This is a genomic window from Caulobacter sp. GW821-FHT11E10 (assembly GCF_058808375.1).
The window spans coordinates 357,336-377,226 of the sequence record NZ_JBXARP010000003.1; the positions used below are offsets into that span (position 1 = coordinate 357,336).

Consider the following 19,891-nt stretch of genomic DNA (forward strand, 5'->3'; position numbering starts at 1 on the left):
CCTGCGTGATATGGTCAAGTCGATGAAGAAACCTGCCGTCAACCTCGACAGCTTCGACCGGAAGCTTCTCCACCTGCTCCAAAGGCGCGGCCGCGCCAGCTATGTGGAAATGGGCGAGGCGGTGAATCTTTCCGAGTCGGCGTGCCTGCGCCGCGTACGGGCGCTGGAGGACGCCGGGGTTATCGGACGCTATGCGGCCGTGATCGACGAGCGGGCGGTGGGCCTGCCGCTCAGCGTGTTCGTGACCGTCACCCTGTCGTCGCAGGCCGAGGCGTCGCTGAGCGCCTTCGAAAAGGCCATCGCCAATGTCCGCGAGGTGGCCGAGTGCTACCTGATGACCGGCGGCTCGGATTACCTGCTGCGCCTGGTGGTGCGCGACGTCGACGACCTGGAGCGGGTGCACGCCCAGGAGCTGACGCGGATCCCCGGCGTGGTGCGGGTCAGCTCCAGCATCGCCATGCGTACGGTGGTCAAGCGCGTCGAACTGCCGCTGTGAAGGCCTGATTAACCTTTCTTGAGCCGTTGGCCCTCTAGGGTCGCGCCCGACATTCATACCGCGTCGGGGGACGAAATGGTTTCGAGACGGATCCTTCTGGGGGCCCTTGCGGGTCTTGCCGCGCCGGCCCTGGCCTTCGCCGAGGGCGACGGCCATGCGCCCAGCGTTCTGAGCAAGAAGGGCCGCCGCACCAGCAGCGCCCTCAAGCATCAGGCCGGCGACAAGGCCGCTCTGGACAAGGCCATGGCCAGCGTCAAGCCGCTGGAGGCCGATCCGGCCCACGCACCGGCCGAGCATGCGGCGCCGCCGCAGGAGGTCTCTCCGGACGAGGCTCTCGGTCGCCTCAAGCACGGCAACGCCATCTTCGCGCGGGGCGGGGCCAACCTGATCCTGCCGACCCTGACGCGGATCAACGAGCTGTCGAAGGGCCAGAAGCCGTTCGCGGTGGTCATCGGCTGCGCCGACAGCCGCACCGCGCCGGAACTGATCTTCGACTGCAATCTGGGCGAACTGTTCGTGATCCGCGTGGCGGGCTCGACCGTCAGCCGCGAGGGCCTGGGCTCGATCGTCTACGCCGTCGAGCATCTGGGCGCGCCGCTGATCGTCGTGATGGGCCACACCAAGTGCGGCGCCGTCGGCGCGGCCGTGGACGTCGCCAAGAAGCACGCCGACCTGCATGGCTCGCTGCACGAGATGGTGCTGCCGATCATCCCGGCGGTGCTGGAAGCCGACGAGAAGCATCCCGCCGACCTGCAGGACGCCGCGATCCGTCAGAACGTCCGCAACATCGCCAGCCGGCTCAAGGTGTCCGACGGGGTGCTGGCGGAGAAGCTGGGCGAAGGCCGCCTGAAGATCGTCTCGGCCACCTACGACCTGGCCACCGGCGTCGTCGCGTTCGACGCCTGATCCCGGCGACGACTGAGACCTAACACTGTCATCCGACCGCCGTTGACCCCTGCTCGCGCTTAGGTTCAAGTCCGCTTGGACTAGCGCAAATCAGGGGATCACACGGATGTCGACGGACGAGACGCCGCCGGAAGGCGCCCGCGCCCCCCGACCCTCCCTGGGCGACCGCTGGAATCAGGCGACCGCGCGCTGGCCTCAGGCGCTGAAAGGCCCCGTCGCTCTGGCGGTAGCCGCTTCGCTGGTCGTCGGGTTCGGCGGCGGCTTCGCGGCCGGCAAGGGCGGCTGGTTCTTCGGCGGCGGCAAGCCGGCGGGGGCGGAGTCCGTCAAGGGCGAGGCCTGGTCGCTGTTCGGCAAGCCTCGCGCCGCGGGCGCTCCGCGTCGCGGCATCCCTAAGCCGGACGGCTTCGCGGTCTGGCAGACGCGCGTCGACAGCTCTGGCCCCGATCCGCTGGCCTGCATCCGCATGAGCAAGGCGCTGGATCCGTCCAAGTCCTATGCCGACTTCGTGCTGGTCTCGCCGGATCTCAGCCGCCAGCCGTCCGTCCGCGTCAAGGGCGACGAGCTGTGCCTGGGCGGCATCGGCTTCACCGACCATCGCATCACCCTGCTCAAGGGCCTGCCCGCCAAGGGGAATGAGACCCTGGCGGCCAATGCCGACGTCGACTTCACCTTTGGCGAGAAGCCCCCGTATGTCGGCTTCGCTGGCGACGGCGTGATCCTGCCGCGCGAGGAGTCGGATGGCGTCGGCATCGAGACGATCAACGTCCAGACCCTGGCCATCGAGGTCTGGCGCGTGCCGGACCGCAACCTGGTCCGCAAGTCGATCAGCGCGCCGGACCCAACCAGCGAGGGCGACTGGGCCGGCGAGTATGGCGAAGACGCCGTGGGCGACGACGGCCGCAAGGTCTGGAAGGGCACGGTGCAGGTCACCGGCGGCGCGACCGGCCAGAAGGCCACCACCGTCTTCCCGCTGGGCGCGGTGCTGAAGGACATGAAGGCCGGCGCCTTCGTGATCAAGGCGCGTGACGCCTCGGGCGGTCGCTCGACCGGTGAAGACGACGAGGGCGGCGACAACAATCCCGCCCAGGCCCGCCGCTGGATCGTGTTCACCGACATGGCCATGCTGGCCTATGACGGCTCCGAAAGCCTGGACGTCGTGGTTCGCTCGCTGAAGAGCGCAAAGACCCTGTCGGGCGTGAACGTCTCGCTCGTCGCAGCCGACGGCCAGCCCCTGGCCGAGACCAAGAGCGACGCCGACGGCCGCGTCCGCTTCCTGCGTCCGCTGCTGAAGGGCCAGGGCGCCGAGCGCGCCAAGATGGTCATGGCCTATGGCCCGCAAGGCGACCTGGCGGTGCTCGATCTCGACCGCTCGCCGGTCGACCTCTCCAAGCAAGGCGTTGGTGGTCGCACCGAGGGCGGCGTCGACGGGCGCAGCGTGGCGGCCGACATTGACGGCTACCTCTATGCCGACCGGGGTATCTATCGGCCGGGCGAAACCGTCCACCTGACGGCCATGGTCCGCGACCGCATGGCCAAGGCCGTCACCGACCGCAAGGGCGAGATCCTGGTCAAGCGGCCCTCGGGCGTCGAGTTCCGCCGCTATCCGTTCAGCCAGGCCAATGCCGGCGCGGTTCTGGCCGACATCGCCTTGCCCCGCTCGGCCCCGCGCGGCCGCTGGACCGCCGAACTTCACATCGAGGGCATCGAGGAAGAGACCGGCAGCCTGTCGTTCTCGGTCGAGGACTTCGCGCCGCAGCGCCTGGCCGTCACCGCCACCGGCCAGGAGGCCATGCCGCTGGGCGCGGGCGAGACCCGCAAGGTCGATGTCTCGGCCCGCTTCCTCTACGGCGCGCCGGGCGCGGGCCTTCAGACCCAGGGCGAGGCCCGTCTGCGGACCGATCCCAACCCGTTCCCTGACTACAAGGGCTTCGAGTGGGGCGATCAGGGGAAGCCGTTCGACGAGAAATATCTCGACCTCGGTACGACCGTCACCGACGGCGACGGCCGCGCGACCCTGGCGGTCGCCTCTACCGACGCCGGCGACACCAACCAGCCGCTGGTGGCGGCGGTCACCGCCTCGGTCTTCGAACCCGGCGGCCGTCCGGTCCGCGAGAGCGTCGACCTGAAGGTCCGGACGAAGTCCGTCTATTACGGCGTAAAGGTCGACCAGGGCGAGGCCGGCAAGGGCGATCCGCCCGTCGGCCTCGACATCATCGCCGTCAATTCGGTCGGCAAGCGGATCGGCTCGACGGCGACCTACACCCTTGTGGCCGAGCGCTGGGACTATGACTGGTTCCAGCAAAACGGCCGCTGGCAGTGGCGGCGCAGCAGCCGCGACGCGATCGTGGCCAAGGCCCAGGTCAATATCGGCGCCGGCGCACCCGCCAAGCTGACCCGCCGCTTGGGCTGGGGCGACTATCGCCTTGAGGTCGAGGGCGCCGACGGCGCACGCACGGTCACCCGCTTCTCGGCGGGCTGGGGCTCGCCCGCCAAGGAAGGCGAGGCGCCGGACGTGGTCCGTGTCAGCGCCGGGACCAAGACCTATGCCCAAGGCGACACGGTCGAGATCACTCTAAAGCCGCCGTATGCGGGCGAGGCCCAGGTGGCCGTCGCCACCGACCGGCTGATCGACCTGAAGACGGTCACGGTCGGCGAGAACGGGACGACCGTGCGCCTGAAGACCTCGGCCGCCTGGGGTGGCGGGGCCTATATCATGGTCAGCGTCGTCCAGCCGCGCGACCCGGTCGCCTCGCCCAAGCCCCGTCGAGCCCTGGGTCTCGTCTACGTTCCGCTCGACCCCAAGGGCCGCAAGCTGACCGTGGAGCTGGGTACGCCGGTCAAGATCGACTCCAAGGCTCCGGTTGAGATCCCGGTGAAGGTCTCGGGCATGGGACTGGGCCAGCGCGCCAAGGTCACCATCGCGGCGGTGGACGAGGGCATACTGCGCCTGACCCACCAGGAGAGCCCCGACCCGGTGAAGTGGTACTTCGGCAAGCGGGCCCTGACCCTGAACTACCGTGACGACTACGGTCGCCTGCTCGACCCGAACCTGGGCGCGCCGGCCAACGTGAACTTCGGCGGCGACGAGGTCGGCGGCGAGGGCCTGACGGTCACCCCGATCAAGACGGTGGCCCTGTGGTCCGGCGTCGTCGAGACCGGCTTCGACGGCAAGGCGGTGATCAAGCTGCCGGCCGCCGACTTCAACGGCGAACTGCGCATCCAGGCCGTGGCCTGGACCGACACCGCCGTCGGCTCGGCCTCCAAGCCGCTGACCGTGCGCCAGCCCGTGGTGGCGGACCTCAACCTGCCGCGCTTCCTGGCCCCGGGCGACCAGGCCTACGCCACGCTGGAGCTGCACAATGTCGAGGGCAAGCCGGGCGCCTATACCGCCGAGGCCTTCTCGACGGGCGGGCTGAAGGTGGCTTTCAGGAAGGTGTTCCAGCTGATCCTGGGCCAGCGCATCGCCGAGAAGATCCCCTTCCTGGCGCCCGACGTCACCGGCATCGGCAGGATCGGCTTCAAGGTCGCCGGCCCCGGCTTTACGACCCAGAAGGACTATCCGATCCAGACGCGCCTGGGCTGGGGCGACATCGTGCGCACCACCACCGAGGTTCAGCGCCCCGGCGAGGCCTTCACGCCGTCCTACGCCCTGCTGTCTGGCCTGGCCGCGGGTGATGTGACCATGCAGGTCAGCTATTCGCCGATCCGGGGCTTCGACCCCTCGGCGATCGCGGTGGCGCTGCAGCGCTATCCGTACGGCTGCACCGAGCAACTGGTCTCGACGGCCTATCCGCTGCTTTACGCCCAGACCTTCTCGAACGACCCGAAGCTGAAGCGAACCCCCGCGGCTCTCGCGGGCGCGGTCGGCAAGCTGCTGGACCGCCAGACCCTGGACGGCGCCTTCGGTCTCTGGCGCGTCGGCGACGGCGAGGCCGACCCGTGGCTGGGCGCCTATGTCGTCGACTTCCTGCTGGAAGCTCGCGCCCAAGGCGTCGCCGTGCCGGACGCGGCGATCGACAAGGCCGTCTCGGCCATGCGCCAGGTCAGCCGGCCAGAAGGCTGGGCCTCGGTCGCCTATCGCATGGAATATCCGGGCTGGTGGGCGTCGAACGAGGACGCTTCCAAGAAGGCGACGGAGCGCATGCGCCGCCGCGCCTCGGCCTACGCCCTCTATGTGATGGCCAAGGCCGGCAAGGGAGACCTGGCCCGCCTGCGCTGGTGGCACGACGTCCAAATGAAGGACGAAGCCCAGCCGATCGCGAAAGCCTATGTCGCCGCGGGCCTGGCTCGCATGGGCGACAACGCCCGCGCTCGCTCGGCCATGCGCCAGGCGGTCGGTTCGCTCGGCTACAAGGACGAGCAGGACTGGTACCAGTCGCCGCTGCGCGACACCGCCGTCCTGACGGCCCTGGCCGCCGAGTCCGGCATGATGGACGTCGCCCGTCAGATGCAGGGCCGGTTGGAGAACGTCAGCAAGGATCCCGACAGCCTGAACACCCAGGAGCAGGCGGCGCTGCTGCACGCGGCCAACGCCCTGATCCAGGCCTCGGGTCCGATCTCGATCGACGCCAAGGGCGCGGGGGCCCTGCCGCCGGCCGGCGGCGCGCCGCGCTGGGCGGTGGGCAAGCTGGCCGACGCCCGCTTCGTCAACACGGGCAAGGGCGCCCTGTGGCGGACGGTCAGTGTGCGCGGCACCCCGACCTCGGCCCCGGGCGCCTCGGCCAGCGGTCTGTCGGTGTCCAAGCGGCTGCTGTCGATGGGCGGCGGGGCGATTGATCCGGCGACGATCCGCCAGGGCGACCGCATCATCGTGCTGGTCTCGGGCAGCAACCTGCAGGCCCGCTCGACCGCGCTCGTGGTCGACGACGCCCTGCCGGCCGGCTTTGAGATCGAGACGACGCTCGGCGCCGACGACGCCCAGAACGGCCCGTACAAGTTCCTCGGCGAACTGACCGCCGCCGATGTCCAGGAAAGCCGCGACGACCGCTTCATCGCGGCGCTCGATCTGGAGGGCAACAAGTCCTTCGCCCTGGCCTATGTGGCGCGGGCGGTGACGCCGGGGAGCTTCTTCCTGCCCGGCGCCGTGGCCAAGGACATGTACCGTCCGGCGGTGGTCGGCCGCTCGGAAGCTTCGCGCGCGACGATCGCGCCGGGGCAGTAGGGGACTTGAGTGCGACCTGAAATGCCGTGTCATCCCGGACGACCCGCAGGGTCGATCCGGGACCCAGGGGCCAAGCCCCGTGCGGTGGCCCCTGGGTCCCGGCTCTCCGCTTCGCTGCGGCCGGGATGACACGGTTTAGATTGTGGGGGGATGAAGTCCGACGCGTCCCCCGCCTGACCAAGGTCCTCATCGGCGCCTTGGGCGTGCAGGTCGCCCTCTTCACCCTCAGCGCCGCGTTCCCGCCGGACATGACCCGGGCCAAGCACTCCTCCCCGGTCACCCTGGACCGGCGTGGGACCTGGCTGCGCGCCCTGCCGGTCGAGGACGGCCGCTGGCGGATTCGCGCGGATCTCGCCCGAACCGATCCCACATTTCAGAAGCGCCTGATCAAGGTGGAGGACGCCCGCTTCTTCCTCCACCTGGGCGTCGACCCATTGTCCCTGGCGCGCGCCGTCGGCTCGGCGGTGGCCCATGGCCGGGTGACCTCGGGCGCCTCGACCCTGACCATGCAGACCGCGCGCCTGCTGGAGCCGCGTCCGCGCAATCTCGGCTCGAAGCTGATCGAGATGGTCCGCGCCACGCAGCTGGAAAGTCGGCTCTCCAAGCGCGAGATCCTGGCGCTGTACCTGACCCTGGCCCCCTACGGCGGCAATCTCGAAGGCGCGCGGGCGGCCAGCCTCAGCTATTTCGGTCACGAGCCATCCAGCCTGACCGACGGCGAGCAGGCGATGCTGATCGCCCTGCCGCAGTCGCCGGAGGCCCGTCGTCCGGACCGTCGGCCGGAGGCCGCCAGGGTGGCGCGACAGGCGGTGCTGGCCAAGCTGGTCCGCGCCGGCGCGATCACCGAGGCCGCCGCCTATGAGGCGGGGAACGATCCCTTGCCCCGCCGCACGCCGTTCCCGGCCCTGGCCTGGCACGCGGCCGGAGCGTTGGCCCGCAACGCGCCCGCCGGGCAGGCCAGCGTGGTCTCGACCCTCGACGCCGACCTGCAATCCCGCCTCGAGCCGATGGCCGCCGCCGTGGCCGGTGCGCAAGGGCCGGACGCCACCGCCGCCATCCTGGTCGTCGAGATCAGGAACCGCGCCGTCCGCGCCGCCGTCGGCTCGGCCGGTCGCGACCGGGCCGGAGGCTGGGTCGACATGACCCGCGCCCTGCGCTCGCCGGGCTCGGCCCTGAAGCCTTTCATCTACGCCATGGCCATGGACGACGGCCTGGTCGCCGCCGACACCCAGCTGGCCGACAACGCCACGCGTTTCGCCGACTACCAGCCCGAGAACTTCGACCGCGTGTTCCACGACAAGGTCACGGTCCGCGAGGCCCTGGCCCACTCGCTGAACGTTCCCGCCGTCGCCACCCTGGAGAAGCTGGGCCCCGAGGCCTTCGCGGGCCGGATCGAGGCGGCTGGGGCGCACCTGGCCCGACCCAAGGCCCAGCTGAAGGAGGCGGGCCTGGCCCTGGCCCTCGGCGGCGAGGGGATCACCTGGCGCGACCTCGTCATGCTGTACGCGGCGCTGGGCGATGGCGGCATCGCCAAGCCCCTGGCCTGGACCGAGGCGGACGCCAAGGCCCGCGAGCGGTCCGGCGGCGCGCGGCTCGTCCGGCCCGAGGCGGCGCGGCAGGTGCTGGACATCCTGCGAGAGGCCCCAGCCCCGCGCGGTCGCGCGCCTTCGGCCTTGACCCGGGGCGGACCGTCTATGGCCTTCAAGACCGGCACCTCGTACGGATTCCGCGATGCGGTGGCGGCCGGTGTGGTCGGCGGCTATGCGATCCTGGTCTGGACGGGACGGGCCGACGGCGGCGCGCGGGGCGGACTGACCGGACGGGATGCGGCCCTGCCGCTGTTGTTCGATGTCGCCGACGCCATCGGGACCCCAAGCTCGGCCCCCCGCCCGATCGCGCCAAAGAGCGCGCCGCTCGGGCTCCAGACCTTGCGGGCGGCCGACGCCGGCCCGCGTTTGATCTTTCCGCCGGACGGCGCGTCGGTGCGTGTCGACGCCCTGGGCTCCAAGGCGCGCGGTCTGGTGCTCGCGGCCGAGGGCGAGGGGCTGACCTGGTACGTCGAGGGCGCGCCGCTGGACCCCGATCCGGTCAGCGGTCGCGCGATCTGGAAGCCGGCCGCGCCCGGCTTCTACAAGCTGTCGGTCGTAGACGCGCGGGGACGCAGGGCGACGGCCAAGGTGCGGATCAAGGGAGAGTAGGGGGCCGAAAAGCCATCCACCTCGTCATCCCGGCCGCAGCGAAGCGGAGAGCCGGGACCCAGGGGCGACCGCACAGGGCTTGGCCCCTGGGTCCCGGATCGGCCTACGGCCGTCCGGGATGACGAGCGATTTTGACGCTTCGCGCTTCAGCAGCCCGGCTGGGCTACCAGCCGCTGGTAGTCCTCGACATTGGCGATGCCGATGTTGAGGTCGTTCACCAGGCCATTGGCCAACGAATAGACCCAGCCGTGGACGGCCAGGGACTGGCCGCGCGCCCAGGCGTCCTGGACGAAGACGTCGGCGGCGACGTTGCGCACTTGGCGGGCGACGTTCAGTTCAGTCAGGCGGTCGAGCATGGCGCGCTTTTCGGGGATCGCTTCCAGCTCGTGCTTGTGCTCGGCATGGACCTCGCGGATCGGATGCAGCCAGTGGTCGACAAGGCCCCGGCGCTGGCCGTCGATCGCCGCCGCCACGCCGCCGCAGCCGTAGTGGCCCACGACCATGATGTGCTTGACCTTCAGCACGTCGACCGCGAACTGCAGCACGGACAGGTAGTTGGCGTCCTGGGGCGGAGCCAGGTTGGCGACGTTGCGGTGGACGAACAGCTCGCCCGGATCCAGGCCGACGATTTCGTTGGCCGGCACGCGGCTGTCGCTGCAGCCGATCCAGAGATATTCGGGGCTCTGCTGGCCCTCCAGGCGCTTGAAGAAGTCCGGATCGACCTGGGTCTTACCCTTCGACCAGGCGGCGTTGTTGGCTTTCAGGTCCTCAAGCATCTAGCGCTCCGGATGGTGGTCGGGGTGGGCGGCGGCGATGGCCGGGTGCTTGGCCGCGCGCGTGGCGGCGGCCTGGATCGCCGGGAAAGGGGAGAGGTCGACGTTGAAGCGGCCGGCGTTGAACACCTGCGGCACCAGCAGGCAATCGACCAGGCCCGGCGCGTCGCCATAGGCGAAGCCGCCCGAGTGCTTGGCGACCATCGGCTCCAGGGCCCGGAAACCGTCGCTGATCCAGCGGGCGACCCAGGCGTTGCGATCGGTCTCGCCGATCTCCAGGGCGGTCAGCTGGCGCAGGATCCGCAGGTTGTTCAGCGGGTGGATGTCGCAGGCGATGATCTCGGCCATGCCGCGCACGATGGCGCGCTCATAGGCCGTGGCCGGCAGCAGGGCGGGCTCGTGCGAAACCTCGTCCAGCCATTCCAGGATGGCCAAGCTCTGGGTTAGCGGACGGCCGTCGACCTCCAGTGTGGGCACCAGGGCCTGGGCGTTGAGGGCGCGATAGCCGGCTTCCTGATGGGCATTGGCCACCAGATCCACCGGGCGCAGCTCATAGGCCAGGCCCTTCAGGTTCAGGCCGATCCGCACCCGATAGGGCGCGCTGGCGCGCTTGGCGCTGTGCAGGACGAGCTTCATCGGCGCGCTCCTAGACGAGGGTGAACTCAAGACGCCCGACGCCCTCGACCTCGCCCACGATCTTGTCGCCACGAACGATGGCCGCGACGCCTTCGGGGGTTCCGGTGAAGATCAGGTCGCCCGCGGCCAGGGTCCAGAGTTCGCTGGCCTTGGCGATGACCTCGCCCACGTTCCAGATCATGTCGCCGACCTGGCCGCGCTGGCGCTCGGTTCCGTTGACCGAGAGCGTGACGGCGGCTTCGGGCGCGGGCGCGTCCATCACCCGGATGGCGGTGATCGGGGCGCTTTCGTCGAAGGCCTTGCCGGCTTCCCACGGCTGGCCCTTGGCCTTGGCCGCGCCCTGCAGGTCGCGACGGGTCAGGTCTACGCCGACCGCATAGCCGAACACCGCTTCCAGGGCCTGGTCGGGCGAGAGATTGGCGCCGCCGCTCTTCAACGCCACGACCAGCTCGATCTCGTGATGCAGGTCGCTGGTCGCCGGCGGATAGGCGATCTGGCCCTTCAGCGGCGCGACGGCGTCGGCGGGCTTGCTGAAGAAGAACGGCGGATCGCGGGTGTCCGCGCCCATTTCGCGGGCGTGGGCGGCGTAGTTGCGGCCGACACAGAGAATGCGACGCACCGGGAAGGCCGCATCGGAGCCCTCCACCGGGACCGTCGGCAGGGCGTGCGGGGCAAAGGCGTAGGTCGTCATGGGGCCTCCTGTAGCGCCAAACGCCGTCCGCCAAAACCCTCGTCGCGCAAGGAGCGGGCTTGGCCGGCGCCTGGCCCCAAAGTGGTCGTCGTTCAGAAATCCTTCGGTTGAACGCCGCGCCTAAACGTTCTTTCACTTGCCCGGGTCCGCGCCGTCGAGTCATGTCGCAGGCGGGGAATTATTGGGCGGCTTATCGGGGGCTTTAGGACGCACATGCTGATCATCGAAAATCTGACTCACGTCTACGGCAACGGCGTCCGCGCCCTCGACGAGGTCAGCCTGACGATTCCACGCGGCATGTACGGCCTGCTGGGGCCGAACGGCGCTGGCAAGTCGACCCTGATGCGGACGATCGCGACGTTGCAGGCACCCACATCGGGCCACATCCGCTTCGGTGATATCGACGTCCTGAAGAACCCCGAACAGCTGCGCCGCACGCTCGGCTATCTGCCGCAGGACTTCGGCGTCTATCCGCGCGTTTCGGCCTACGACATGCTCGATCACATGGCGGTGCTGAAGGGCGTTTCCGGCGCCAAGGAGCGCAAGGAGACGGTCGAGAACCTGCTGAACCAGGTCAATCTGTGGAGCGTGCGCAAGAAGGCCATCGCCGGCTTCTCGGGCGGCATGCGCCAGCGCTTCGGCATCGCCCAGGCCCTGATCGGCGACCCGCGACTGATCATCGTCGACGAGCCCACGGCGGGCCTCGACCCCGAAGAGCGCAACCGCTTCCTGAACCTGCTGGCCGAGATCGGCGAGAACGTGGTGGTGATCCTCTCGACCCACATCGTCGAGGATGTCTCGGACCTCTGCCCGACCATGGCCATCATCTGCGACGGCCGCATCGTGCGCGAGGGAGCCCCGGCGGACCTCGTCAGCCAGCTGCAGGGCCGGATCTGGAAGAAGCTGATCGACAAGCCCGAACTCGAGGCCGCCAAGGCCCAGTACAAGGTCATCTCCACCCGCCTGCTGGGCGGCCGCACCGTCATCCACATCCTGTCGGACGACAATCCCGGCGACGGCTTCACGCCGGTCGAGGGCGGGCTGGAGGATGTCTATTTCTCCACCCTCTCGACCACCCGGCGCGCGGCCTGACGGGGAGCGAGCCGATGTTTGGCAAGATCGCGGGCTTCGAGCTCCGCTACCAGCTGAAGTCGCCCGTCTTCTGGGTGGTGGCGACCATCTTCTTCCTGCTGACCTTCGGGGCGGCGACGATCGACCAGATCCGCATCGGCGGCGGCGGCAACATCCACAAGAACGCCCCGTTCGCGATCGCCCAGACCCACCTGATCCTGTCGATCTTCTACATGTTCGTGACCACGGCCTTCGTGGCCAATGTGGTGGTGCGCGACGACGAGACTGGCTTCGGGCCGATCCTGCGGTCCACCCGGGTCAAGAAGTTCGACTATCTCTACGGCCGTTTCGCAGGGGCGTTCCTGGCGGCGGCGATCTCGTTCCTGGTCGTGCCGCTGGCGATCTGGATCGGCTCGCTGATGCCGTGGATCGATCCCGAGCGCCTCGGGGCCAATGACCTTCACGCCTATCTGTTCGCCTATTTCGCGCTCGCCCTGCCCTCGATCCTGCTGACCTCGTCGCTGTTCTTCGCCTTGGCCACGGTCACCCGGTCGATGATGTGGACCTATGTCGGCGTGATCGCCTTCATGGTGCTGTGGATCATCGCCGGCATCGCGCTGGACCGACCCGAATACGAGAAGATCGCCGCCTATTGGGAGCCGCTGGGGACCGCCGCCTATGGCCTGGTGACCAAGTACTGGACGGCCAGCGAGCGCAACAGCCTGGTTCCGCCGCTGGCCGGCGCCCTGTTGTTCAACCGGATCTTCGTCCTCGTTTTGTCGGCCGGTTTCCTGGCCCTGGCCTACAGCCTCTTCCGCTTCCAGTCGGCCGAGCTGTCTGGCCGCAAGACCAAGAAGAGCAAGAAGGTGATCGCCGAGGAGGCGGCCGTCCCGACGCCGCTCACCGGCGGCATGCCGCAGCCGGTGTTCGATCGCAAGACAGCCTGGGCCCAGCTGGTGGTGCGCACGCGCCTGGACATGGGCCAGGTGTTCAAGAGCCCGGCCTATTTCGTGTTGCTGTTCCTGGGTCTGGCCAACGCCATGGGCGCGCTGTGGTTCGCCACCGAGGCGGGCCGCTATGGCGGCGTCGTCTATCCGGTGACCCGCATGCTGCTGCAGCCGCTGCTGGGCTCGTTCGGCCTGATCCCGATGATCATCGCCATCTACTATTCGGGCGAGCTGGTCTGGCGTGAGCGCGAGAGGAAGACCCACGAGATCATCGACGCCACACCCGTGCCTGACTGGGCGTTCGTGGCCCCCAAGACCCTGGCGATCAGCCTCGTCCTGGTCTCGACCCTGCTGGTCAGCGTGCTCGCCGCCATCCTCAGTCAGGTGTTCCACGGCTACTTCAACTTCGAGCTCGACAAGTACCTGATCTGGTACGTGGTGCCGCAATCGGTGGACTTCATTCTGCTGGCGGTGCTGGCCGTGTTCCTGCAGTCGATCAGCCCGCACAAGTTCATCGGTTGGGGCCTGATGGTGATCTACATCGTCACCACGCTGACCTTCGTGAACCTCGGTTTCGAGCACAAGCTCTACAACTACGGCGCGGTCACCGACACGCCGTTCTCGGACATGAACGGCCTGGGCAAGTTCTGGATCGGCGCCTGGTGGCTGCGCGCCTACTGGACCGCCTTCGCCCTGATCCTGCTGGTGCTGGCCTATGGCCTGTGGCGGCGCGGGACCGAGACCCGTCTGTTGCCGCGCTTGCGCCGGTTGCCGCTGCGCCTGCGCGGCAAGGCGGGCGGGCTGATGGGCGTCTCGCTGGTCCTGTTCGTGGTCCTGGGCGGGTTCATCTTCCTGAACACCAACCATTGGAACGAATACCGCACCCGGATCGATAACGAGAAGTGGCAGGCCGACTACGAGAAGACCCTGCTGCCCTTCGAGAACACGCTCCAGCCCAAGATCGTCGCCATGACCCTGGACGTCGACCTCAAGCCGCACGCCCCCAGCATCGAGACCAAGGGTTCGTACCTGATCGAGAACCGCAGCGGCCAGGCGCTGAAGGAGATCCACGTCCGTTTCGACCGGGACCTGACCGTCAAGGGGCTGTCGATCGAGGGGGCGCGGCCCAAGAAGACCTACGAGAAGTTCAACTACCGCATCTTCGCCTTCGACACGCCGATGGCGCCGGGCGAGCAGCGCAAGATGAGCTTCATCACCCTGCGAGCCCAGCGCGGCTTCCCCAACAGCGGCCAGGAAAGCCGGGTCGTGGACAACGGGTCCTTCGTCAACAACATGGAGATCGCCCCGATCCTGGGCATGTCGCGCGACGGCCTGCTGACCGACCGCGCCAAGCGCCGCAAGTACGGTCTGCCGGCCGAGCGGCGGATGGCCAAGCTGGGCGACGTCGCCTCGCGGCAGTTCAACGGCCTGCGCAAGGACGCCGACTTCGTCAGTTCCGACATCACGGTGACGACCGAGGCCGACCAGACCCCGATCGCGCCGGGCTACAAGGTCTCGGACACGGTCAAGGGCGGCCGCCGGATCGCCCGCTTCGTCACCGAGGCGCCGATCATGCCGTTCGTCTCGATCCAGTCGGCGCGCTACCAGGTGGCCCGCGAGACCTACAAGGGCGTCGAGTTGGCGGTCTACTACGACGCCCAGCACACCTGGAACATCGAGCGGATGAAGACCTCGATGAAGCGCTCGCTGGACTATATGGGCGCCAATTTCAGCCCCTATCAGTTCCGCCAGCTGCGCTTCCAGGAGTTCCCGGACTACGCCCAGTTCGCCCAGTCGTTCGCCAATACGATCCCGTGGTCGGAGGGGATGTTCTTCATCTCCGACTACCGCGACCCGACCAAGATCGACATGGTCACGTATGTCGGCGCCCACGAGATCGGCCACCAGTGGTGGGCTCACCAGGTGATTGGGGCCGACCAGCAGGGCGGCGCCATGCTGTCGGAGACCTTCGCCCAGTACTCGGCCCTGATGGTGATGAAGCACACCTATGGCGAGGACCAGATCCGCAAGTTCCTGAAGTTCGAGCTGGACAGCTATCTGCGCGCGCGGGGCGGCGACGTCATCGACGAGCAGCCGCTCTACAAGGTCGAGAACCAGCCCTACGTCTATTACCGCAAGGGCTCGCTGGTCATGTACCGGCTGCAGAGCGAACTGGGCGAGGAGGTCGTCAATCGCGCTCTGCGCAAGCTGATCGCCGACCACGCCTTCAAGGGCGCGCCCTATCCGATGACCACCGACTTCCTCAGCGCCCTGCGCGCCGAGGCGCCGGCCGACAAGCAGACCCTGATCACCGACCTGTTCGAGAAGATCACGCTCTACGACCTGAAGACCAAAAGCGCCTCGGTGAAGAAGCGTGCCGATGGCAGGTTCGACGTCACGGTCACGGTCGACGCCCAGAAGAAGTACGCCGACGGCAAGGGCAAGGAGACCAACGCCGCGCTCAACGAGAGCATGGAGATTGGTCTCTTCACCGCCGAGCCAGGAAAGAAGGGCTTCGGGGCCAAGGACGTGGTGCTATACGAGCGCCGGCCGATCCGCTCGGGCGTGCAGACCCTCACCTTCACGGTGGCCAAGGCGCCGAAGTTCGCGGGCATCGACCCCTACAACACGGTGATCGACCGCAACGGCGACGACAACACGACCAAGGTCGGCGGGTGAGCGAGGGCGCGGCCATCCAGATGGATGCAGGAGCGCTGAACGCCTTCCTGTGTCGGGCCTTTCCGGAAACGGATCCCGAGCACATGGCCACGGTGCTGGAAGTGGGCGAGGGGCGCGTTCTCTTGAAACTGCCCTACGCCAGCCGGCAGCTGCGGCCGGGCGGGGTGATCTCGGGGCCTACCCTGATGAGCCTGGCCGACGCCGCGGCCTATACGGCTGTGCTGGCGCATATCGGCGAGGTGGCCATGGCGGTGACCACCTCGCTCAACATTCACTTCCTGAGGGGCTGCAAGCCCGGCGATGTCTATGCCGAGGGAACCCTGCTCAAGCTCGGCCGCCGCATCGCGACGGTCGACGTCCTGATGTGGACGGAAGGGCGCGAGCGGGCCGCCGCCAAGGCGACGGTCGCTTACGCCATTCCGTAGTTCAGGATTTAGTGGGCCTTCTCCTTGGCCTTGGCGACGTCCTCGCCGGTGTCGAAGCCCTTCTTCAGGCCCTCGGCCATGTTGAGGTGCTCCTGGACCTTCGGGGCCGTGGCGGCGGCGAAGGCCTTGATGGCGGCGGTGTCACCATCCTGGGCGTAGCGCTGCAGCAGGTTCAGCGCCGCCTGGTGGGCGTCGACCTGGCTGTCGGCGTACTTCTTGTCGAAGTCCTTGGCCTCGGCCTTGTTCAGGTCGTCCAGGTCGTCCTGGGCGTCCTTCGACAGGGCGGTCGGCAGGGTGATCGCGGCGCCGGAGGCGGCGATCGCGGTCTTCAGTTCCTCGCTGGTGGCCTTGTGAGCCTTTTCCATCGCGGCGGCGAACTTCTTCACCGACGGGTTGGTCGAGCGCGTGGCCGCGAGCTTGGCGGCCTCGATCTCGAACAGATCGCTGTCGGCGGCCTTGGCGGCGAAGACGTCGGCCTTGGTTTCGTCAGCCGGGGTCGGGACCGTGGCGGCGGGATTGGCGTCCGGGGTCGCGGCCTGTTCGGCCGGGGTGGCGGCGCCCTTGGTTTCGTCGGCCTTCTGGCCGCAGGCGGCAAGGCTAAGGGCGGCGACGGCGGCGCCGACAATCAGAATGTGACGGGTCATGGCTCTGTCTTTCCCTGCGCGTTTTTCTTAGAGGTTTGTGAAGGTCCGGCGCCGCGCAGCGCCGTGTGATCAACAAAACATCACGGGGCCGTGAACGGTTCCGCGAGAGATCGGGGAGAGTGCGATGAGCCAGGACCGTCCAGACGGCCCGCTGAGCGGGCTGCGGGTGATCGAGATGGGCTCGCTGATCGCCGGGCCCTTCTGCGGTCAGGTGCTGGGCGACTTCGGCGCCGAGGTGATCAAGCTCGAGGATCCCAAGGTCGGCGACCCGATGCGCCAATGGGGCCGCTCCAAGCCACAAGGGCTGTCGCCATGGTGGCCGGTGATCGGCCGCAACAAGAAATCCGTCACCATCGACCTGCGCACCGAGGAGGGTCGCGACATCGCCCGCGCCCTGATCGCCAAGGCCGATGTGGTGGTCGAGAACTTCCGCCCCGGGACCCTGGAAAAGTGGGGCATGGGCTATGAAGACCTGGCCAAGGCCAATCCGGGCCTGGTCATGGCGCGGGTGTCCGGCTTCGGCCAGACCGGTCCCTACGCCAAGCGCGCCGGCTACGCCCTGGTCGGCGAGGCCATGGGCGGCCTGCGCCACATCACCGGCGAGCCCGATCGCAATCCGGCCCGGGCGGGCATCTCGATCGGCGACAGCCTGTCGGGGCTGAACGCCGCCCTCGGGGTGATGATGGCCCTGCATGCGCGCCAGCGCACCGGCAAGGGTCAGGTGGTCGATGTCGCCATCTATGAAAGCGTGCTGACGGTGATGGAGAACCTGATCACCGAATACGACCTGACCGGCTATGTGCGCGAGCGCTCGGGGGCGGTGCTGCCCGGCATCGCGCCGTCGAACGTCTATCCGACCAAGTCAGGCGAGCTCGTGCTGATCGGCGCCAACCAGGACACCCTGTTCAAGCGCCTGTGCGACCTGATGGGCCGGCCGGACCTGGCCGAGGATCCTCGCTATCGCGACCACGCGGCCCGGGGCGCCCACCAGGGCGAACTCGACGCCCGCATCGCCGCCTGGACGGCCGACCAGGACATCGACGACCTGCTGCCTAAACTGGAAGCGGCGGGCCTGGCGACGGGCCGGATCTATCGCGCGCCGGACATGCTGGAGGATCTGCAGTTCGTGGCGCGAGAGTCGATCGTGACGACGCCGCACCCGGTGTTCGGCGAGATCAAGATGCAGAACGCCTTCCCGAAGCTGACCGAAACGCCCGGCGGTGTGCGGTGGACCGGACCGACCTTGGGCGAGCATACCCAGGCGGTGCTGACCGAGGTGGCCGGGATGAGCGCCGAGGCGCTCGAGGGGCTGCGGTCGAAAGGGATCGTGGGCTGATCAATCCTCCTCCTAGCGGGGCGGAGGGAGGGCTAGATCCCCTATAATCGCCCCGTCACCCCAGCCACGGCCCGGGCGATCTGGTGGACGTTGTAGGGCTTGCGCACGATCGGCGCGTCGAAGCCCATCGGCGCGGCCTTGTCGGCATAGCCGGTGGCGAACACGAACGGGCGGCCGATGCTGCGCAGGATTTCGGCCACCGGCGCGACCGACTGGCCGTTGAGGTCGGCGTCCAGCACCGCGACGTCGAAATCCAGCTCGACCATGGCCAGGGCTTCGCTGAGTTCGGCGGCGCAACCGACCACCTCGACCCCGGCGTCCTCAAGGCCCGCTTCCAGCTCCAGAGCCAGCAGCAGGGAATCCTCGACGATCAGCACCTTCAGGCCGGCGATCGCGCCGGGCCTGACGGTCTCGTCGGAGGCGACCACGGTCTCGACGATGCGCTCAGGCGCGGCGCTGACCGGCTCCATCGGCGGCGCGTCGGCCAAGGCCTCGGCCCCGCCCTGGATCATGGCCGTGACGCCGCTTTGCTTGTAGTTGATCCTGGCCGAGCCCCCCAGCTCGCGGCCCGCGACGTCCTCGATCAGGGTGGAGCCGAACCCCTTGTTGGTGGGAGCGGTGGCCGGCGGTCCGCCGGTTTCGAGCCATTCCAGGGCGAAGCCGCCCTCGGGCGTGCGCCGCCAGACGACCTCGACCTTGCCGTTCTCTGTGGACAGCGAGCCATAGCGCATGGCGTTGACCGCCAGTTCGTGCAGCGCCAGCGACAGGGCGGAGGCGGCGCGCGGCGTCAGGAACAGTTCCGGCCCGTCCCAGCGGGTTTGGGTCGGCGCCAGGCCGCCCAGTTCAGCGGCGGCGATCCGCGCCAGTGTCGCGCCGCGCCAGCGGGCGGCGGTGAGCAGGTCGTGGGCCGAGCTCATCGACTTCAGCCGGGCGGCGAACGTCTTCAGGAACACGTCCAGCGAGGCCGACTTGCGCGCCGACTGGGCCGCCACCGACTGGACGACGGCCAGCAGGTTTTTGATGCGGTGGTCCAGCTCTGTGACCAGGTTCTCGCGCTGCTCCTCCTCGGCGCGGCGCTCGGTGATGTCCTGGACGACGCCGATCAAGCGGGTCGGCTGGCCGTCGGGTCCCAACAGCACGACGCCCGAGCCGTGGTTCCAGGTCTCGCGGCCTTCGGGGCTCGGAGGCCGGCGATACTCGACATCGTAGCGGCCGGTTTCCTTCAGCTGCTTGGTGATCGACTCCTGCACCCATTCCTTGTCGTCCGGATGCAGGTAGTCGTAGAGGACCAGGCCGTTCCCGGCGGGGATCTCGCCGGCGTCGACATTGGAGATCTTGGCCAAGCGTGGGCTGATCTTGATGATGTCCTTGGCGATGTCCCACTCGAACTCGCCCAGGCTCGCGGCGGCGATGGCGAGGTCCAGGCGCTCGCTTTCCAGCGACCGTCCGCCCTCGGGCTTGGCCGTCAGCGCCTCGGCGGCGAGATCGGCCAGGTCCTCCAGCGCCTGACGATCTTCGTCCGAGGCCGGACCACCAGCGCCGGGGCCTTCGACCACCAAGGCGCCCAGCACGTGGCCTTGCGCATCGCGGATTGGGACAGCCAGGCCAACGGGCCCGTTCGCGGCCACGACCTGGGCCGCTAGGTCGCCCTCACGCGGGCCTTGGGGACTGGGATAGCCGACATAGGCCTTGCGCCAGATCCGGGTCTCGTCGACCAGGGCCACGGCGGCTTTCGGCGCGTCGAACAGCCGGGCCGCCAGGCGCGCCAGGCGCAGAAAGCGGGGCTCGTTGACGGCGCCGTCCAGCACGGCGAGGGCGCGCAAGGCGCCGAGACGGGCGGCTTCCTGGCGGTCGTCATTGACGATGGGGGCGTCCTCCATGATTCGACCTTAGCCCCGCTTCACGTTTGGCGCGAGCGCCTTTGGACG

13 protein-coding genes and 1 pseudogene are annotated in these 19,891 nt (G+C 68.7%); 9 read left to right on the top strand and 5 right to left on the bottom strand.

Annotated features, from left to right (window positions below; translation table 11 throughout):
* The first annotated feature begins 22 nt into the window (after positions 1 to 22).
* The 5 genes and pseudogenes from AC1RRV_RS07710 to AC1RRV_RS07730 form a co-directional block, all read left to right on the top strand.
* Entirely contained in the window at positions 23 to 496 is a 474-nt protein-coding gene (locus AC1RRV_RS07710; protein WP_492859008.1) for an Lrp/AsnC family transcriptional regulator, read from the top strand.
* Between the two features lie 75 nt (positions 497 to 571).
* Positions 572 to 1,402, top strand: a complete 831-nt coding sequence (locus tag AC1RRV_RS07715) for a carbonic anhydrase (RefSeq protein ID WP_492859009.1) — start codon at positions 572 to 574, stop codon at positions 1,400 to 1,402.
* A 106-nt stretch (positions 1,403 to 1,508) separates the two neighbouring features.
* Positions 1,509 to 6,563, top strand: coding sequence for an alpha-2-macroglobulin family protein (locus AC1RRV_RS07720; protein ID WP_492859010.1), 5,055 nt, complete (start codon positions 1,509 to 1,511; stop codon positions 6,561 to 6,563).
* Between the two features lie 26 nt (positions 6,564 to 6,589).
* Positions 6,590 to 8,761 (top strand): penicillin-binding protein 1C, encoded by a 2,172-nt coding sequence (gene pbpC, locus AC1RRV_RS07725; protein ID WP_492859011.1) that lies wholly within the window; start codon positions 6,590 to 6,592, stop codon positions 8,759 to 8,761.
* Between the two features lie 25 nt (positions 8,762 to 8,786).
* A pseudogene (locus tag AC1RRV_RS07730) lies at positions 8,787 to 8,896 on the top strand (hypothetical protein); the annotation flags it as partial.
* 11 nt (positions 8,897 to 8,907) lie between these two features.
* Here the strand turns inward: AC1RRV_RS07730 and AC1RRV_RS07735 are convergent.
* From AC1RRV_RS07735 to AC1RRV_RS07745, 3 genes are read right to left on the bottom strand one after another with little or no spacing between them, the layout of a single operon-like run.
* Positions 8,908 to 9,537, bottom strand: coding sequence for a carbonic anhydrase (locus AC1RRV_RS07735; RefSeq protein ID WP_492859012.1), 630 nt, complete (start codon positions 9,535 to 9,537; stop codon positions 8,908 to 8,910).
* Positions 9,538 to 10,170, bottom strand: coding sequence for a maleylacetoacetate isomerase (gene maiA / locus AC1RRV_RS07740; RefSeq protein WP_492859013.1), 633 nt, complete (start codon positions 10,168 to 10,170; stop codon positions 9,538 to 9,540).
* A gap of 10 nt (positions 10,171 to 10,180) precedes the next feature.
* Entirely contained in the window at positions 10,181 to 10,861 is a 681-nt protein-coding gene (locus AC1RRV_RS07745; protein WP_492859014.1) for a fumarylacetoacetate hydrolase family protein, read from the bottom strand.
* A gap of 213 nt (positions 10,862 to 11,074) precedes the next feature.
* Here AC1RRV_RS07745 and AC1RRV_RS07750 point away from each other — a divergent pair, with 213 nt between their 5' ends.
* The 3 genes from AC1RRV_RS07750 to AC1RRV_RS07760 are packed head-to-tail and all read left to right on the top strand — an operon-like array spanning position 11,075 to position 15,983.
* The gene (locus tag AC1RRV_RS07750) at positions 11,075 to 11,953 is read left to right on the top strand and encodes an ABC transporter ATP-binding protein (protein WP_492859015.1); all 879 of its coding nucleotides are present in this window, start codon (positions 11,075 to 11,077) and stop codon (positions 11,951 to 11,953) included.
* Between the two features lie 14 nt (positions 11,954 to 11,967).
* Complete coding sequence (locus AC1RRV_RS07755) at positions 11,968 to 15,558, top strand: ABC transporter permease/M1 family aminopeptidase (RefSeq protein ID WP_492859016.1); 3,591 nt, start codon at positions 11,968 to 11,970, stop codon at positions 15,556 to 15,558.
* Positions 15,555 to 15,983 carry a PaaI family thioesterase gene (locus AC1RRV_RS07760; protein ID WP_492859017.1) on the top strand — a complete coding sequence of 143 codons (429 nt, stop codon included), beginning with the start codon at positions 15,555 to 15,557 and terminating at the stop codon, positions 15,981 to 15,983. The genes AC1RRV_RS07755 and AC1RRV_RS07760 overlap by 4 nt, the downstream gene beginning before the upstream one ends.
* Before the next feature lie 8 nt (positions 15,984 to 15,991).
* On the opposite strand, the gene AC1RRV_RS07765 is transcribed toward AC1RRV_RS07760, so the two are convergent.
* Entirely contained in the window at positions 15,992 to 16,627 is a 636-nt protein-coding gene (locus AC1RRV_RS07765) for a DUF4142 domain-containing protein (protein WP_492859018.1), read from the bottom strand.
* Between the two features lie 124 nt (positions 16,628 to 16,751).
* Here AC1RRV_RS07765 and AC1RRV_RS07770 point away from each other — a divergent pair, with 124 nt between their 5' ends.
* Complete coding sequence (locus tag AC1RRV_RS07770) at positions 16,752 to 17,963, top strand: CaiB/BaiF CoA transferase family protein (protein WP_492859019.1); 1,212 nt, start codon at positions 16,752 to 16,754, stop codon at positions 17,961 to 17,963.
* Between the two features lie 41 nt (positions 17,964 to 18,004).
* Here AC1RRV_RS07770 and AC1RRV_RS07775 read toward each other — a convergent pair whose 3' ends face one another.
* Complete coding sequence (locus AC1RRV_RS07775; protein ID WP_492859021.1) at positions 18,005 to 19,843, bottom strand: HWE histidine kinase domain-containing protein; 1,839 nt, start codon at positions 19,841 to 19,843, stop codon at positions 18,005 to 18,007.
* Positions 19,844 to 19,891: the final 48 nt, after the last annotated feature.

Excerpts from the sequence above, each read along its gene's own strand:
- AC1RRV_RS07755 (WP_492859016.1), top strand. The coding sequence starts at position 11,968 with ATGTTTGGCAAGATCGCGGGCTTCGAGCTCCGCTACCAGCTGAAGTCG.
- AC1RRV_RS07750 (WP_492859015.1), top strand. The coding sequence starts at position 11,075 with ATGCTGATCATCGAAAATCTGACTCACGTCTACGGCAACGGCGTCCGC.
- AC1RRV_RS07765 (WP_492859018.1), bottom strand. The coding sequence starts at position 16,627 with ATGACCCGTCACATTCTGATTGTCGGCGCCGCCGTCGCCGCCCTTAGC.
- AC1RRV_RS07710 (WP_492859008.1), top strand. The coding sequence starts at position 23 with ATGAAGAAACCTGCCGTCAACCTCGACAGCTTCGACCGGAAGCTTCTC.
- AC1RRV_RS07770 (WP_492859019.1), top strand. The coding sequence starts at position 16,752 with ATGAGCCAGGACCGTCCAGACGGCCCGCTGAGCGGGCTGCGGGTGATC.
- AC1RRV_RS07715 (WP_492859009.1), top strand. The coding sequence starts at position 572 with ATGGTTTCGAGACGGATCCTTCTGGGGGCCCTTGCGGGTCTTGCCGCG.
- AC1RRV_RS07735 (WP_492859012.1), bottom strand. The coding sequence starts at position 9,537 with ATGCTTGAGGACCTGAAAGCCAACAACGCCGCCTGGTCGAAGGGTAAG.
- AC1RRV_RS07745 (WP_492859014.1), bottom strand. The coding sequence starts at position 10,861 with ATGACGACCTACGCCTTTGCCCCGCACGCCCTGCCGACGGTCCCGGTG.
- maiA (WP_492859013.1), bottom strand. The coding sequence starts at position 10,170 with ATGAAGCTCGTCCTGCACAGCGCCAAGCGCGCCAGCGCGCCCTATCGG.
- AC1RRV_RS07775 (WP_492859021.1), bottom strand. The coding sequence starts at position 19,843 with ATGGAGGACGCCCCCATCGTCAATGACGACCGCCAGGAAGCCGCCCGT.
- AC1RRV_RS07720 (WP_492859010.1), top strand. The coding sequence starts at position 1,509 with ATGTCGACGGACGAGACGCCGCCGGAAGGCGCCCGCGCCCCCCGACCC.